The sequence below is a fragment of the Streptomyces sp. NPDC055632 genome (assembly GCF_053618675.1).
Window position 1 is genome coordinate 45489 of sequence record NZ_JBSHHY010000037.1, and the last position, 16121, is coordinate 61609.

Genomic DNA, 16121 nt, shown 5'->3' on the forward strand with positions numbered 1-16121 from the left:
CCCCGGCGGCGCGCGGGGCGCCGCCGGTGGAACGCTTCCGTCCATGCTGCGCCCTCATCGGGGTCGTGGGCATCCCGGAGGGCGGGAGGCCCAGGTGCCGTCCGCCCTGCCGCGCGTCACTCGCCGCTCATTTCGCGCCGCTCGCCGCTCCGGCCCGGACGAGCTGGTCGAGCATGTCCTCCATGGAGCGCTGTGCGGGCCGGTAGCGCACGCCGAGGCTCTTCCGGCTCTTGGTGGTGTCGCCTCGCAGCTCGAAGCCGACGTTGCGTCGCAGGTAGCCGCGTTCGAGCCCGGCCGCCGGCGCGAAGGCGACGGCGAGAGCCTTCGGTACGGCGCGGCGCGGCAGCGGGTACCGGTCTCCGTAGGCGGGCAGGAGCCTGCGCGCGAGGTCGACGATGTCCGTGCTCTCGGCCATGAGGAGGTGGCGTCCCCGGGCCTCCGGGAGGAACGCGGCCGCCAGGTGCGCGTAGGCGACCTCGCGCACGTCGACGACCGCGACGGCGATGCGCGGGGCGCCGAAGCGGGCCTCGCCGCCGGTCATCTGCCGCACGATGGTGAAGCTTTCGCTGGTCGGGTCGGCGTTCAGGGCCGGACCGATCACGAGGCCCGGGTTGACGGTGACGAGGCGCCAGCGATCCTGGGCCTCCGCGATGCGCCACGCCTCCTTCTCGGCCAGGGTCTTGGAGAGGCTGTAGGGCTCGCGGGTCAGGGACGAGGTCGTGTTCCAGGTCTCCTCCGTGATCGTCCGGCCGGGGATGCGGAGGACGTCCTCGGCGTCTCCGATCATCGCCGCGACGGAGCTGGTGAGCACCACGCGTTCGACGGTGTCGACGTCGTTCGCGGTGTGCAGCACGTTGCGGGTGCCGTGCACGGCCGGGTCGACGAGGTCGCGCTGCGGGTCCCGCACGGCGCGGACGAAGGGCGAGGCCGTGTGGACGACGAGTCGGCACCCCTGCATGGCTTCCCGGTAGGAACCCTCGCGCATCAAGTCCGTCGCGAACAGGCGCAGGGTTCCGGGCGAGGAGTCGGCGGCCTCGACGAGGTGCCGGACCTTGGCGGTCCTGCCCGGGTCGCGGACCGCCGCGTGGACGGTGGCACCGGCGTCGAGCAGCCCTTTCACGATCCAGCCCGCGACGTATCCCGTGGCGCCGGTGACCAGGACGGGCGCACTCGTGTCGACGGGCAGGTCACCGAGGTCGATCTGGGTGTCCATGGGGTTCCTTTCCTTCGCGAAGCACGCGGGCCCTCCGTGAAGCACGCGGTCCTCCGCAGGGCGGTGCGTGTCCTCCGCAGGGCGTGCGGGGGCGGATGGGGCCGGGGCCGGCCGCGGTGCGCGGCGGGCCACGACCAATGTTGACAGTGCTCACTCGCGCACCTACTGTGCGCGGTGCAGCCGGCGCCCGGGCCTGCCGGACGTACGGCCGTCATCCGGGTGTCATGCGGCTGTCACTCCGCACCTTCCCTCCGCGCCATCCTCGCCCCTGGAGACGAAGCCGCGCATGGACACTCCTCTCGCCACCGTATTCCTTCCGCTCGCCCTCGCCGTCATCATGTTCGGGCTGGGCCTGTCGTTGACCCTCGACGACTTCCGCCGGGTGCGACGCCACCCCCGGGCCGTCGTCGTGGCGATGTTCTGCCAACTCCTGCTCCTGCCCGCCCTGTGTCTGGGGCTGGTCGTCGCCTTCGACCTCTCCCCCGTGCTCGCCGTCGGCATGATGCTGCTGGCCGCCTCGCCCGGCGGGACGACGGCGAACCTCTTCAGCCATCTCTTCGGCGGCGACGTGGCACTGAACGTCACGCTCACCGCGGTCAACGCGGTCCTGGCCGTCGTGACGCTGCCGATCGTCACCAACCTCTCCCTGCGGTACTTCGAGCCGGCCATCGGCCCGGACGGCCTGGGGCTGCAGTTCGGCAAGGTGCTCCAGGTCTTCGCCCTGGTGCTCGTGCCGGTGGCGATCGGCCTGGCGGTGCGGCGGCGCTCGGAGACGTTCGCACGGCGCATGGACCGTCCGGTGCGCCGGCTGTCGGTCGTCGTCCTCGTCGCCGTGATCATCGGCGCGCTGGTGGCCGAGCGGGACGACATCGTCGACCACCTCCTGGAGGCGGGACCGGCGGCACTGGCCTTCTGCATGTCGAGCCTCACGATCGGATACTTCGCGCCGCGCCTGCTCAAGCTCGGCAAGCGGCAGTCGATCGCCTGCTCGATGGAGATCGGCGTGCACAACAGCGCCGTCGCCATGACCCTGGCGATCAGCGTGCTCGGCAGCGTCGGCCTGGCAGTGCCCGCCGCCGTCTACGGCGTGCTCATGTATCCCGTCGCGGCCCTCGCGGGGGTGCTGATGACCCGGGGATCCCGGCCCGCCGAGGAACCCGCCCCGGCGGTCTGACCGGGCCGATGCCCGTCGGGGCGCTCCGCCGAGGGGCAGGCGACGGGTCGCCTCCCCCGGCCGGACCGCCGTGACGGGCGCGGCTTCGTCCGTACGGGTTCCGCAGGTACGGGCTCCGCCGATGCGGGTCTCGTCGGCGCGGGCGCCGCCCGTACGACGGGACACCGCGCGCGCCGCGCCGAGCCTGTGAAGCAGGCTCTCCCGCCCCGCGTTCGTCGCGTCACGCGTTCTCGTCGTTCACGAGCAGGATCTTGCCGAGGTGGCCGCCGGCCTCCATCAGGCGGTGGCCTTCGGCGGCCTCGGCCATGGGGAGGGTCCGGTCGACGATCGGCTTCACGATGCCGCTCTCGATCATGGGCCAGACGTTCTCCTGGACCTGGGCCACGATCTCGGCCTTGTCCTCCTTCGAACGCGTCCGCAGGGTGGTGCCGTGCACCGAGGCCCGCTTGAAGACGATCTCGGCGAGGTCGAGCCGCCCCTCCAGGCCCTTCTGCAGGCCGATGACGACCAGTCGCCCGTCCGCCGCCAGCGAGCGGACGTTGCGCTCCAGGTAGTCGCCGCCGACGACGTCGAGGATCACGTCGTAGGGGCCGTGCTCGGCGAAGTCCTCGGTGCGGTAGTCGATCGCCACGTCGGCGCCCAGCTCCCGGGCCCGGGCCGCCTTCTCCGGGCCGCCCACCGTGGTCACGACACGGGCGCCCAGCGCCTTGGCGACCTGGATCGCCGTCGTGCCGACACCGCCGGCACCGCCGTGCACCAGAAGGGTCTCCCCCGCCTTCAGGCCCGCCGTCATGACCAGGTTGGACCACACCGTGGCGGTGACCTCGGGAAGGCCCGCCGCCTCCACCAGGCCCACGCCCCGGGGAATCGTCAGGAGCTGACCGGCGGGAACGGCGACCTTCTGCGCGTAGCCGCCACCGGTCAGCAGGGCGCAGACCTCGTCCCCCGCCTTCCAGCCCGTGACCCCCTCGCCGACCGCGCCGATGCGCCCGGAGACCTCCAGACCCGGATACGGCGACCAGCCGGGCCGCAGGGGGTAGAGCCCCCAGCGCTGCATGACGTCCGCCCGGTTCAGGGCACTGGCCGCCACCTCCACGACGACCTCACCGGCACCGGGCGTCGGGTCCTCGACCTCGACCCACTCCAGAACCTCGGGACCACCGTGCTCCTTGATCGCCACAGCCTTCACGACAACTCCGTCTCCACTGCTTCCCCTACCGAAATGAGGAACTCTCGCGCCCGGGGAAGGCGCGGCCTCCGTCCCGAGGACGGTGATCCGGTCGGGCCGGATCACCGAGAGCCCAATGTGTGCACCACTTACATTACTCAAGAGAAGTGAGCGGCGCAAACATCCGACACGTCCGATGCGTACCCACCCGAAGCGGGACGGTGCGTTTCGGGTGGCGGCTTCTGCCGAGAAGGATGAAGGTGGGCATGCGTGACGACGAAAGGCAGACCGCGATGACCGAGATCCGACCGGCGACGACGACCGACTCCGGGGCCCCGGTGGAGAGCGACGAGCACTCGCTCACCGCGGGCCCGGGCGGACCCGTCCTCCTCCAGGACGCCTACCTGATCGAGCAGATGGCGCAGTTCAACCGGGAGCGGATCCCCGAGCGCCAGCCGCACGCCAAGGGCAGCGGGGCGTTCGGCCACTTCGAGGTCACCCACGACGTCAGTCAGTACACCAAGGCGGCGCTGTTCCAGCCGGGGACCCGTACCGACCTGGTCGCCCGTTTCTCCACCGTGGCCGGAGAGCGGGGCAGCCCGGACACGTGGCGGGACCCCCGGGGCTTCGCGGTGAAGTTCTACACGTCCGAGGGCAACTACGACATGGTCGGCAACAACACGCCGGTCTTCTTCGTGAAGGATCCGATGAAGTTCCAGCACTTCATCCGGTCCCAGAAGCGCCGGGCCGACAACAACCTGCGCGACCACGACATGCAGTGGGACTTCTGGACCCTCTCGCCCGAGTCCGCGCACCAGGTGACCTGGCTGATGGGCGACCGGGGCGTCCCGCGCACCTGGCGCCACATGAACGGGTACACCTCCCACACGTACATGTGGATCAACGCGTCCGGCGAGCGGTTCTGGGTGAAGTACCACTTTAAGACCGACCAGGGCATCGAGTTCTTCACCCAGGACGAGGCCGACCGGATGGCGGGCGTCGACTCGGACTTCCACATGCGGGACCTGTTCGAGCACATCCGGGACGGGGACTTCCCGTCGTGGACGCTGCACGTGCAGGTCATGCCGTACGAGGACGCGGCGACGTACCGGTTCAACCCGTTCGACCTCACCAAGGTGTGGCCCCACGGCGACTACCCGCTCATCCCGGTGGGCCGCATGACGCTGGACCGCAACCCCACCGACAACCACGCCGAGATCGAGCAGGCCGCATTCCAGCCGAACAACTTCGTCCCCGGCATCGGCCCCAGCCCGGACCGGATGCTACTCGCCCGTCTCTTCTCGTACGCGGACGCCCACCGCGCCCGCATCGGCACCAACTACCAGCAGCTGCCGGTGAACGCGCCCGTCGTCGACGTCCACACCTATTCCAAGGACGGCGCGATGGCCTACCGGAAGACGTCCGACCCGGTCTACGCGCCGAACTCCAAGGGCGGGCCCGCCGCCGACACCGAGCGGTACGGCAGCCCGCCGAGCTGGGCCGTCGACGGCGAGATCACCCGGACCGCCTACGTCTCGCACCCGGAGGACGACGACTGGGGACAGCCCGGCACGCTCGTGCGCGAGGTCCTCGACGACGCGGCCCGCGACCGCCTCGTGGACAACGTCGTCGGCCACCTCCTCGACGGGGTGAGCGAACCGGTCCTCGAGCGCGCCTTCGCGTACTGGACCAACATCGACCCGACCGTGGGCAAGCGCATCGCCGAGGGGGTCCGCGCCAAGCAGAAGTCGTAGTCCCGGAAGGGAGCCGTAGGGCCTGGCGGAGCAATCCGGGCCCGCGGGAACCACGTACGACCGCGTGATGAGCGCTTCGATGCCGCCGGTGGCCCGTTCCAGGGCCACCGGCGGCATCGTGCTCCGCGGCGGACGCCGGCCGGGCCCGGTCAAAGGCCGACGGCGCACGGCGGTGCGGTGCGGGATGTCCTGCGGATTTCCCTCCGGGCGGCGAACGGCCCTCCGCGTTTCCTTCGGGTAAAAGGCGTGACGGACCTCTTGAGGTACGGAACGGGGGCTCCCATACTCCCGGTTGGACGGTCGTCCAACTCCGTGGGGGCACATGTGCGATCAGGGAAACGAAGCCGGCGTGCCGTGACCTCTTCGGGAGCGGTCCCGAACATCGGGGCGCGCCGCGCGGGACGGTTCGGCGACTCCGGCGACGGTCCGGCCCGCGCCGAACGGAGGCTGCGACCCGTCGTGGCCGGCCGCTCGCGCGGGGGCCGCCGATGATGCGGCGCATACCGCTGGAGCAGCGGCGCGAGGAGATCGTCTCCGCCGCCATCAGGGTCATCGCCGAGCGCGGTGTGGCGGCGGCGACCACACGGGCCATCGTGTCCGAGGCCGGGATGCCGCTGGGCGCGTTCCACTACGCCTTCGCGTCGCACGACGCGCTGATGCGCGCGGTGATCGAGAGCGTCACGGACGAGGAGCGCCTCGCGGCCGAGCTGTCCTGGGCGGACAGCACGTCGGTCGAGGCGGCCGTCCGCAGCGGACTCGACGCCTACATCGACCTTCTGGAAGCGGATCCGCGGCGCGAGCTGGCGCTGCTCGAACTCGCCGTCTTCGCGCGCAGGCACGACGAGCACGGACAGATGCGGGATCAGTACCGCTCCTACTACGAGGCCGCGTCCGGCCTGCTGCGCAGTGTCGCGACGGTGACCTCGTCCGTGTGGACGGCCCCGCTGGAGGAGCTCGCGCGGCACCTGGTCGCCGTCGTCGACGGCATCACCACCACCTGGCTGGCCGACCACGACACCGAGGCCGCCCGCAGGACCGCGGCGTTCGCCGCCGCCGCGTTCGCCGCCGCGGCGGCTCCCCTGCCGACCGAGGAACACGGCCCGTCCGATCGCGGCCGCGGCAACCCGCCCTCCTCCCGTTTCCCCGTGTAAGGACAGCAGCCGATGCCCACAGACACAGATGAACGCGTCCGCGCGTCCGCCGATCCTCGTGCCGAACTCGGTGCGTCGTTCGCCGCGTCCTCCGATCCCCGTTCCGTACCCGGTGCGTCGTTCGCCGCGTCCTCCGATCCCCGTTCCGTACCCGGTGCGTCGTTCGCCGCGTCCTCCGTCCACGAAACGGTCGGGGTCGTCCGGACTCCCCACCCGGAACACGCCCGATGACCGCCGGGACCCGGGCCCCCGAGGTCCGTGACGGCCGGTGCGACGGCAGAGCCGCGCTCACGGCGGCGGGAACGGTGTACGCGCTGCAGGGGTTCGGCTACGCGGTCGTCTCCACCTCGCTTCCCTCCTTCCAGCTGCGGCTTTCCCTGGACGCGACCACGATCGCCGTCACCCTGCTCGGGGTGTGCGTCGCCTCCGCGGCCGGATCTGTCGTCGCCGACCTCGTCGCCGTGCGTGCCGACAGCCGGCGCGCCGTGCAGATCGGCTTCGGCGTCCAGGCCTTCGGGACGGTCGCGCTGGCGGTCGCTCCCGGCACGTCCGCGTTCGTGGCGGCCGCGGCCGTCTACGGCACCGGACTCGGCATGGTGGACGCCGCGTCGAGCATGCAGGGCGTGCTGGTCCAGCGCCGCCTGGGGCGTCTCGCCCTGGGGCGCTGCTTCGCCTTCTACACCGGCGGGGCCGTCGTCGGCGTCCTGACGATGTCGCTCGTGCTGTCGGTGAGCGGCGCGGCGGCGGCTCTGGTCTGTGCCGCGGTGGCGCACGTCTCCTTCTCGGTCTTCGGGGTGCGCTTCCTGGACCCCGCCCGTGCGGCACAGGCCCGTCCGAAGGACGGCTCGGGCAAGCGGGACGGACTGCCGGGGGCTCCCGTCCTGGCCGCCGGTGTGATCGTCCTGGCCGCCTTCACCATCGACTCCGGGATCAGCACCTGGAGCGCGGTCCATCTGACGGGCCTCGGCCTGACGGCGGCGCTGGCCCCGTCGGGCTACATCGCGTACCAGGTGGGGGTGCTGGTGGCACGGCTCGCCACGGACACGCTGATCCGGCGCTTCGGTTTCGGTGTGCTCCTGACCGGCGCGAGCCTGTCGGGCGTCGCCGGCGGCCTCGTGGTCATGCTGGTTCCGGGGCCGGTCGCCGCGGTCCTCGGCTTCACCGTCAGCGGTCTGGCCGTCGGGGTCCTCGTGCCGGTCGCGTTCGACGCCGCCGGCCGGATCCTGCCGGAGCGCAGCGACGAGGTGATCGCCCGGGTGAACCTCTTCAACTACGTCGGTGCGGTGCTCGGCGTGGTCGGAGTCGGCGTCCTCGTCGACCTCGCCGGGGCGCCCGCGGCGTTCCAGCTTCCGGTCGTGGTGCTGGCCGTCGCCTGGCTCGTGACCCGGCGGGTGCCGGTCCACAACGGCTAGATCGGCGGGCGCCGGGCTCGGGCGCCCGGCGCCCCTTCCACGTCCCTCCCCCGCGCACGGCCCCTGTCGGCGAGCGCGCGGTCAGTCGGCCTCGGAGGATCCCCGGATCATGCGGAGGATCCCCGTCTCACGGTCGCGGACCGCCACCGCCGCGTCGACGAACGAGGCGACGAGCGGGTTCGGCCGGCCGGAGCGACGGGCCACGGCGACGACCGAGCCCGGGTGATCGCCGATCGGCACGTACCGGACTCCGGGGTGGGGCGAGTAGCGGCGGGCCGCCGCCGGTGTGACGCTGCAGGCCATCCCGGCGGCGACGACCTCCACCTCCTCGCTCTGGGAGTGCGTCTCGACGAGTTTCCGCGCGTGCCTGCCGGCGCGGTGTCCGGCCAGGGTCCAGAAGTCGCGCCAGGCGCCGTCGTCCGTGCGGCCGATGGCGATCGGTTCGTCGAGGAGTTCCGCCACGCGGACGCTGTCGCGGTGGCTCATGGGGTGGGCCGTGCTCACTCCGACGACGCAGGGCTCGGTGAACAGCGGTGTGACCACGAGGCCGTGGGTGGAACTGGGCAGTCGGACGAACGCGACGTCGGTGTCGGCGCCGGCCAGGCCGGCGGACGGGTCGGCGAAGCCGAACTCGTGGAGCTCGACGCGGGCGTCGGGGTGGCGCCCGGTGAACTCGGCCAGGATGTGCGTGGTCAGTTCGAGTGCGGCGCCGACGATGAAGCCCACCCTCAGCGTGTCCTGCTCCCCCCGGCCCACCCTCCGTGCTTCGGCCACGCCCTGGTCGAAGCGGGCGAGCACCTCGCGGGCGGCGGTCAGGAACACCTCCCCCGCCGGGGTGAGCTCCACCGTGCGGGAGGTGCGGTGCAGCAGCGGCGTCCCGAGTTCGGCCTCCAGCTGAGAGATCTGCTTGCTCAGCGACTGCTGGGCGACGAAGAGTCTCGCCGCGGCCCGGGTGAAGTGCAGCTCCTCGGCCAACGCGACGAAGGAGCGCAGCCTGCGCAGATTCATATCCACAATCTCAGGATTGTAGATCGCGCCGAGATTGGTGTTTCACCTCACACTCGGCTCGCCGCCACGATGAGCCATCCGCGACGGGCCGTCCGTGCCGGGCCGTCCGTGCCGGGCCATCCGCGACGGACCGTCCGCGATGGGCCAAGGGGAGAGCGATGAACTTCACGAAAACCGTCGGTGCCGGTGACGTCCGGCTCGCCGGCCTGGTCGAGGAGGCCGGGAGCCGGGGCGTGGAGGTGGTGCGGGTGGACGACACCTGCGCGGTGCAGGGTGCCGTGCCGGCCCTCGGGTTCGGCGGGATCGGCCGCAGCGGTCACGGCCGTCACCACGGGGTGGACGGCTTCCGGGAGTTCTCCGACCCGCGCGGCGTCGTCCGGCGCGGTCGGGACGACCTGATCGACGTGGTGTTCCCGCCCTACGGGGACGCGCTCGACGGGGTCGTCGCCTCCGTGCTCGGCACCGCGGAGACGGGGGACGCCAGGTGATCGTGCCCGGAACACAGGAACGGCCCGCGCCCCGACGGCCCGAGACCCAGGAGGTCATGGAATGAAGAAGAGCACTCCCCCGGCAGGCACCTGGACCAATTGGGCGGGTGACGAGTCCTGCACGCCCCGCCAGGTGCTTCGGCCGGGCTCGGTGGACGAGGTCGCCGCCGTCACCGGGCGGGCGGCCTCGGAGGGCCGGACCGTCCGCGTCGTCGGAGCCGGCCACTCCTTCAACGACCAGGTCTGTACGGACGGCCTGCTGCTGAACCTGGACCGGCTGAGCGGCCTGCGGCACGTCGACGCCGAGGCGGGGCTCGTCACGGTCGGCGCGGGCACCCGGCTGGCCGATCTGAACCTGCAGCTCGCGCGCCACGGCCTCGCCCTGCCCAATCTCGGGGACATCGACCGGCAGAGCGTCGCCGGCGCCATGTCCACGGGCACGCACGGGACGGGCCGGAAGCTGGGCAACCTCGCCACCCAGATCGAGGCCCTCGACCTCGTGCTTGCCGACGGCACCACGCTGACCTGCACCGACGCAGATCCCGAGGTCCTGCGGGCGGCCCGTGTGAGCCTGGGGGCGCTCGGTGTGATCACCGGCTACACCCTGCGCGTCGTACCGGCGTTCGCGCTGCGCGCCGAGACCAGGACGATGCCGCTCGCCCGGACGCTCGCCCGCCTTGACGAGCTCGTCGACGGCAACGACCACTTCGAGTTCTTCGCGCTCCCCCACGCCGAAGCCGCCCTGGTGAAGCTGAACAACCGCACCGACGAGGCCGTCCGGCCTCCGCACGAGCTGGCGAAGAGGATCACCGAGTTCGCCGAGAACGGCGTCTTCGAAGCGGCCTGCCGGGCGGGCCGGCGCTTCCCGTCCCGGATCCCGGCCCTGAACCGGGCCGTCACCCGGCTCATGACCCCTTCCGCGTACGTCGACCAGAGCCACCGGGTCTTCACCAGCAGGCGTTCGGTCCGGTTCACGGAGATGGAGTGGGCCGTGCCGCGCGCCGCCTGCGCCGAGGTCCTCCGGGAGATCCTGCGGGTGATCGAGCGCGAGCGCCTGGACGTCGGCTTCCCGATCGAGGTGCGGTTCGTGGCCCCGGACGAGCTGTCCCACCTCAGCCCGGCCTACGGACGCGAGACCGCGTACCTCGCCGTCCACATGTACCGGGGCATGCCGTGGGAACCGTACTTCCGCGGCGTCCAGGACATCGCCCTGGCCTTCGAGGGCCGGCCGCACTGGGGCAAACGGCACTTGATGGAGGCGGACGGCCTCGCCGCCCGCTATCCCGCGTGGGACCGGTTCCAGACGGTCCGCTCGCGGCTCGATCCGCGGGGCACCTTCACCAACGCCCACCTGCGCCGGGTGCTCGGCCCCGTCAGGGCCCCGGACACCGCTCCGTCGTCCGCCGGCACCGGCGGTCGGACCTCGAAGGAGCGGTAGCCCAGCCACGGGCTTCCGGGTGTCGGCGGTGCCGCGGTGTGGTCCCGCCCCGACGCGCACACCGCGTTCCGCGCCGACGGCACACCGCCGCGAGCGTGCTCCACCGACCGCGTGCGCGGTCGTCCGCGTCACACCCCCGAGGGACACTCCATCGATCCGGAGGCAGGACACGTGGAAACACCGTCGTTCGCGCGCAGAGAAGGACTCCATCTGATGGCCGCGGTCGCCGGCGGCCCGGCGGTCGGCACCGGCCGGGCCGCCGCGGCGGACGCGCCCGCCCCGTACCCGTACCTGGTCGGCCGCGGAATCGCCGACATCACCGGCGCGGCGGCCGAGAGGGGCATGATGGGGTACTCGAAGCCCGACCAGCAGACCGGCGGCATCCACCAGCGGCTGCGCGCACGGGCGAACGCCGGCGACATGTCGCCCAACCTCGGCCTCGCGCCCGGATCCGGCCCGATCGGCGGCGAGTTCGAGAACACCCGGATCATCGGCCTGCGCCAGAGCACCGCCGCCCAGCGCATCCACGCCTCCGCCACCACCCCGGTCAGCGGTGGCGTCGACTCCCGGCTGCGCTACGTCGACATGTCCCGGGTCCGGGTCGACGGCCGCTACACGCCCGACGGCCGGACCCACCGCACCAGCTCGGGCGTCATCGGCCTCTCCACGCTCGCCGGCAGCGTCGAGGACGGGCCGGGCATCCCCGGTCTGTTCGAGGGCGTGCCTTCCCCGCTCGCGCCGCTGATCGACCTCGTCGACTCCGCGGTCCCCCCGTGGCTCGCCGCCGAGCAGTCGCCCAAGACCCCGGTCGTCCCCGGCGGACTCCTCCGGGCGACTCCCGACGTCCTTCCGCTGCAACTGCTCAAGAGCGGTCAGCTCCACCTGATCGGCGGCCCCGCCGAGTACACCGTCGTCGCCGGGCTCCGCATCCGCCGGGCCGTTGCCGAAGTACTGGGCGTCCCGCTGGAGAACGTGCTGATGCAGGGCTACACCAACGGGTACGGCCAGTACGTCACCACGCCCGAGGAGTACGACGGGCAGCAGTACGAGGGCGCCTCCACGCTGTTCGGCCGGTACACCGCGCCCGCGTACCAGCAGGAGTTCGCGAAGCCGGTCGCCTCACTGCGGGACGGGACCGCGCTCTCGCCGGGTGCTCCCCCGCCCACCGCAGCGATCGGCACCCTGAGCGTCCAGCCAGGCGTCGTCCTGGACGCTCCCGGCCTCTTCCGCTCCTACGGCCAGGTGCTCACCGACGCGGCGGCCGACCACCGGCCGGGCCGGTGGGTGACCGTGGTCTTCGTCACCGGGCATCCCAAGAACAATCCGCGCCGCGGCGGCACCTTCCTGGAAGTGCAGCGGCTGCGGGGCCGGACCTGGGTGCGCCACCTCGACGACGGCGACTGGCGGACGACGTACCGCCGGCGGCGCACCAACGCCCTGACCGGGGAGTCCACCGCGACCATCACCTGGGACATCGCGCCCGGCACCCCGCCGGGGACGTACCGGATCGTCCACCACGGCGACGCGAAGAACGGTCTGACGGGAGCGGTCGACGCGTTCACCGGCGTCTCGCGGCCCTTCACCGTCTCCTGAGGCCGGCCCGGGCCCAGACGGTGACGAGCCCGAGCTCGGCACCACCCTCACGGAGCGTGTCGAGCCCGAAGGCGGCGGTGGGTCCCACGACGCCGGAGGTGGCGCCCGAGTGGGCGGCGAGGCGGTCGGAGGAGGGCGGGTTCTGCCCCGTGCAGAGGTCGCGGTCGACGACCACGTACGGGCGCAGGGGCAGGCGGGCCTCGGAGTATTCCGCCCCGCTCCCCCGCAGCCGGTCCTCCAGGAGCCAGGTCGCCCTGCGGCCGAAGCTTCGGTCGGCGACTGCGTGTCGGCGGTCTTCGCGCTGATGGACAAGGAACGCGGCGGCATCCACCTCAAGGCCCGATCAAGCCGTTCGTGGTGCGTCGCCCTCGAAGAGCATTCCTCGCAGGCGTTGGGAACGCAGGACGAGGAGCATCTCGAACCGCCGGTCCGCGTCGTCGAGATCGTCTCCCCGCAGTTCGCGGATCCGGCGAAGACGGTAGCGGGCGGTCTGGGGGTGGACCCCCAGCCGGTCGGCGATGTCCGTGGCGCTGCCGGAGGTCTCGATCCAGGCCAGAAGGGCCGTGGCCAGGCGGCGCGCCTGGGCCTGGCCGACGCCCCTCAGCGTGGTGAGCAGACGGAGTGCGGTTTCGTCGATGAGGTCGGCGGAGGGCAGCAGGATCAGCTCCTCCGCGTGGTCGGTGCAGCGCTGGACCTCTCCGCGGGGCAGGAGTCCGTCCTGGATCAGCCGCACCGCGCTCTCCGCCCGGCGCAGCGAGGCCCGCGCGTCCGCGCGTGGCGCGCGGATACCTTTCGGGTGACCGCTGTTCAGCGCATGCCGACCGTTTTCATCACCCTGAGCGCGTTGCCGAGGAGGACGGTCCAGGTTTCGGGGCTGATGCGGGCCGGCGGGTAGAAGCCCTGGAGCCGCTGGTGGGCGACGGTCTGGGGTTCGGTGTACTTGAGGATGCCGTCGGCGCCGTGGCGGCGGCCGAGGCCGGAGTCGCCCATGCCGCCCATGGGGGCGTCGATGCTTCCCCAGGCCGCGGCGAAGGCCTCGTTGACATTGACGGTGCCGGCGTGGACACGGGCGGCGACGGCCCGGCCGCGGGCGCCGTTGCGGGACCAGACGCTGGCGTTGAGGCCGTAGGCGGTGGCGTTGGCCTGCGTGACCGCGTCGTCGACGTCGCGGTAGGTGTAGACGGAGACGACGGGGCCGAAGGTCTCGTGGGAGTGCAGGGTCATGTCGGGGGTGACGTCGGTGAGGATCGTCGGCTCGTGGAAGAGGGGGCCGAGGTCGGGGCGGGCCTTGCCTCCGGCCAGGACGGCGGCGCCCTTGGCCACGGCGTCGTCGACGTGCTCGGTGACCGTCCTGAGCTGGGCGGGGGTGGTGAGGCTGCCGACGTCCATGCTGTAGTCGTACGCCGCGCCGATCTTGAGCTTCTCGGTGCGGGCGACGAACGCGGCCACGAACTCGTCGCGGATGGACTCGGCCACGTAGAGGCGCTCGATGGAGACGCACAGCTGTCCGGCGGAGGGGAAGCAGGCGTTGACGGCGCCCTCGGCGGCCTTGTCGATGTCGGTGTCGTCCAGGACGATCATGGCGTTCTTGCCGCCGAGTTCGAGGGAGGCGCCGATCAGGCGCCGGCCGGCGTCGCTCGCGATCTGGCGCCCGGTGGCGGTGGAGCCGGTGAACATCATGTAGTCGGCGTTGTCCATCAGCGCGCCGCCGATGGAGCTGCCCCGGCCGATCACCATCTGCCACACGCCCTCGGGCAGGCCCGCCTCGTACATCAGGTCCATCGACCACAGGGCGGTCAGTGCGGTCTGGGTGTCGGGCTTCTGCACCACGGCGTTGCCGGCCATCAGGGCGGCGATGGTGTCGCTGGCGGCCATGCTCAGCGGGTAGTTCCACGGCGAGATGACGGTGACCACGCCCTTGGGGTGGCGCAGTTCGGTGGTGTGGGTGAGCAGCGGGATCGCCCCGCGCCGCCGCTTGGGGCCCAGGTACCTGGCGGCGTTGCGCGCGTAGTAGCGCGAGACGATCCCGATGTCGACGACTTCGAGGAAGGCGTCGCGGCGGGTCTTGCCGTTCTCGGCCTGCATCAGGTCCAGCGCCTGGTCCTGCCGGGCGAGCACCAGGTCGTGGTAGCGCAGCAGGATCCGCTTGCGCTCCGCGATCGGGGTGGCCGCCCAGGTCTTCTGCGCGGTGCGGGCGCGGGCGAACGCGGCCTCGACGTCCTCCGGGGTGGAGACGGGGAAGTCGGCCAGCGGGACGCCGGTGTAGGGGGCGGTGGTGGTGACGCGCGCGGCGTTCGGCGCGGCCGACACCCGGGCGGTCAGGTGCTGGAGGAAGGCGGGGGTGAGGGACAGGGGAAGGCTCGGGCCGCGGACGGCCGCCGGGCCGGTGGATGTGGTGACCATGACGGGGGACTCCTCTCGCTCTGCTGTTACTTGCTGCGGCTTCGGACCGAGGTGGGGACCGGCATGTGCAGGGCGGCCTGGCCCTCGGTCATCACGTCGAACTGGATGGTCCGCTTCGGCCGCAGCGAGCGCAGGTCGTCGGACATCCGGCCCTCGCCGAGCTGGAGGGAGACGCCCTTGGTGCTGCGCGTCGTACCGGCGTTGAGCACGTTGGTCTGGTTCAGGGTGGAGTGCCAGGCGCCGTCGATCGTCGTGTACGAGGTGAGCGAACCCACCCGCTCACCGCTCGCGTAGGCGGTCTGCCTCGGCGTGTCGGCCAGGAGGGCCAGGTCCACTCCGCCGGCGTCGTTGGCCACGCGGGCGGTCGTCCGGCGGTGGTCGATGTCGACGTCGAGGCCGGTGACCCACTTGGGGAAGCCGTAGCCGTCGTGGCCCCGGACCTGCGCGATGTCCGAGTTCACCGGCAGCGACAGCACGTAGCCGTCGAGGTGCTCGTTCTTCAGGCCGGTGACGAGGTCGAAGAAGCCGAGCTTGCCGTGTCGCGCGGGCTTCACGGCGATGCCCACGGCGGCCTCGGTGTAGAAGTCGATGTCGCACACGTCGTAACGGAAGAACATGACCGAGATCAGCCCGAGACCCGGCGCGAGCTCCAGCGGCGAGAGCTCCTCGGGCAGCCGGGCGCGGATCGCACGGGTGGGCGCGACCATCGTGAGCCGGGCGCTCGACATCGTGTAGTAGAAGTTCGGCGTCAGCGTGGGGCCGATCGGTGAGTCGACCTTGATCTTGGGCAGCTCCCGGAAGAAGTCCACTCCGCTGACGCGGGGGTCGCGGGCGATCGCGTCCAGGTCCGGGGTCATCCGGTACCGGTCGTACAGACCCCCCTCGGGGACGGTGACCTCCCGGCCCCCCAGATCGACCTTCACGGTGCTCTGCTGCGACGAGGACATGGCGGAATCCCTCACTCTCATGTAAGCGGTGTACACATGACTGTAAAGCCCGATGTGAGCACCGTCAACAATGGGGGGCGGAATCCTCGCCGATGGATCTCGGCGACGAGGCCGGCCCCCATGGGATCGATCCGGGCCGCACCGTGCGGATCACGTCGACTTCGCCCTCCGCGTCGCGGTCAGCCAGGCGCGGTAGCGGCGCAGGGCACGGCGCTGCTTGCGGCGTTCGGACATGAGGGCGAGTGCCGGGCTCGTGCCGAACCTGGTGCGGCGACCGCGGGCGAGGCGGCGCATCTGGTGGCGGACCTGGGCCATGCTCGCGGCGGAGGCGAGGGCCTTGTCGGACCAGTTCACCGGCCGCATGGGGCGGTC

At 72.0% G+C, this 16121-nt stretch carries 13 protein-coding genes and 2 pseudogenes; 7 read left to right on the forward strand and 8 right to left on the reverse strand.

Annotation, left to right across the window (positions count from 1 at the left end; genetic code table 11):
• Positions 1 to 127: 127 nt before the first annotated feature.
• Positions 128 to 1213 carry an NAD-dependent epimerase/dehydratase family protein gene (locus ACWGSR_RS31945; protein ID WP_453571773.1) on the reverse strand — a complete coding sequence of 362 codons (1086 nt, stop codon included), beginning with the start codon at positions 1211 to 1213 and terminating at the stop codon, positions 128 to 130.
• Positions 1214 to 1499: 286 nt separating this feature from the next.
• Between ACWGSR_RS31945 and ACWGSR_RS31950 the strand changes: the two genes are divergently transcribed.
• Positions 1500 to 2387, forward strand: coding sequence for a bile acid:sodium symporter family protein (locus tag ACWGSR_RS31950; protein WP_453571776.1), 888 nt, complete (start codon positions 1500 to 1502; stop codon positions 2385 to 2387).
• Positions 2388 to 2607: 220 nt separating this feature from the next.
• Here ACWGSR_RS31950 and ACWGSR_RS31955 read toward each other — a convergent pair whose 3' ends face one another.
• Positions 2608 to 3576 carry an NAD(P)H-quinone oxidoreductase gene (locus tag ACWGSR_RS31955; protein ID WP_376236707.1) on the reverse strand — a complete coding sequence of 323 codons (969 nt, stop codon included), beginning with the start codon at positions 3574 to 3576 and terminating at the stop codon, positions 2608 to 2610.
• 272 nt (positions 3577 to 3848) lie between these two features.
• Between ACWGSR_RS31955 and ACWGSR_RS31960 the strand changes: the two genes are divergently transcribed.
• From ACWGSR_RS31960 to ACWGSR_RS31970, 3 genes are all read left to right on the forward strand, one after another.
• The gene (locus ACWGSR_RS31960; RefSeq protein ID WP_376236856.1) at positions 3849 to 5309 is read left to right on the forward strand and encodes a catalase; all 1461 of its coding nucleotides are present in this window, start codon (positions 3849 to 3851) and stop codon (positions 5307 to 5309) included.
• Between the two features lie 488 nt (positions 5310 to 5797).
• A complete protein-coding gene (locus tag ACWGSR_RS31965) occupies positions 5798 to 6460 on the forward strand; it encodes a TetR/AcrR family transcriptional regulator (protein ID WP_376236703.1) in 663 nt (220 codons plus the stop codon).
• Positions 6461 to 6687: 227 nt separating this feature from the next.
• Positions 6688 to 7872: an MFS transporter gene (locus tag ACWGSR_RS31970; RefSeq protein ID WP_453571780.1), complete on the forward strand. Its 1185-nt coding sequence runs from the start codon at positions 6688 to 6690 to the stop codon at positions 7870 to 7872.
• Between the two features lie 81 nt (positions 7873 to 7953).
• Here the strand turns inward: ACWGSR_RS31970 and ACWGSR_RS31975 are convergent, their stop codons facing one another.
• Positions 7954 to 8880 carry a LysR family transcriptional regulator gene (locus ACWGSR_RS31975; RefSeq protein ID WP_453571783.1) on the reverse strand — a complete coding sequence of 309 codons (927 nt, stop codon included), beginning with the start codon at positions 8878 to 8880 and terminating at the stop codon, positions 7954 to 7956.
• A 158-nt stretch (positions 8881 to 9038) separates the two neighbouring features.
• On the opposite strand from ACWGSR_RS31975, the gene ACWGSR_RS31980 reads away from it, so the two are divergent.
• The 3 genes from ACWGSR_RS31980 to ACWGSR_RS31990 all read left to right on the forward strand — a co-directional run bounded on the left by ACWGSR_RS31980 (position 9039) and on the right by ACWGSR_RS31990 (position 12399).
• Positions 9039 to 9368, forward strand: a complete 330-nt coding sequence (locus tag ACWGSR_RS31980) for a hypothetical protein (protein WP_453571786.1) — start codon at positions 9039 to 9041, stop codon at positions 9366 to 9368.
• A 61-nt stretch (positions 9369 to 9429) separates the two neighbouring features.
• Positions 9430 to 10806 carry a D-arabinono-1,4-lactone oxidase gene (locus ACWGSR_RS31985; RefSeq protein WP_453571789.1) on the forward strand — a complete coding sequence of 459 codons (1377 nt, stop codon included), beginning with the start codon at positions 9430 to 9432 and terminating at the stop codon, positions 10804 to 10806.
• A 213-nt stretch (positions 10807 to 11019) separates the two neighbouring features.
• Complete coding sequence (locus tag ACWGSR_RS31990; RefSeq protein WP_453571792.1) at positions 11020 to 12399, forward strand: neutral/alkaline non-lysosomal ceramidase N-terminal domain-containing protein; 1380 nt, start codon at positions 11020 to 11022, stop codon at positions 12397 to 12399.
• 115 nt (positions 12400 to 12514) lie between these two features.
• Here ACWGSR_RS31990 and ACWGSR_RS31995 read toward each other — a convergent pair.
• The 5 genes and pseudogenes from ACWGSR_RS31995 to ACWGSR_RS32015 all read right to left on the reverse strand — a co-directional run.
• Positions 12515 to 12667 (reverse strand): annotated as a pseudogene (locus tag ACWGSR_RS31995) (type 1 glutamine amidotransferase domain-containing protein); the annotation flags it as partial.
• Between the two features lie 75 nt (positions 12668 to 12742).
• A complete protein-coding gene (locus ACWGSR_RS32000) occupies positions 12743 to 13132 on the reverse strand; it encodes a helix-turn-helix domain-containing protein (protein ID WP_453571793.1) in 390 nt (129 codons plus the stop codon).
• 74 nt (positions 13133 to 13206) lie between these two features.
• The gene (locus ACWGSR_RS32005) at positions 13207 to 14802 is read right to left on the reverse strand and encodes a succinic semialdehyde dehydrogenase (RefSeq protein ID WP_453571796.1); all 1596 of its coding nucleotides are present in this window, start codon (positions 14800 to 14802) and stop codon (positions 13207 to 13209) included.
• A gap of 26 nt (positions 14803 to 14828) precedes the next feature.
• A complete protein-coding gene (locus tag ACWGSR_RS32010; protein ID WP_376236672.1) occupies positions 14829 to 15749 on the reverse strand; it encodes an acetoacetate decarboxylase family protein in 921 nt (306 codons plus the stop codon).
• A 150-nt stretch (positions 15750 to 15899) separates the two neighbouring features.
• A pseudogene (locus tag ACWGSR_RS32015) lies at positions 15900 to 16121 on the reverse strand (2,4-dienoyl-CoA reductase); the annotation flags it as partial.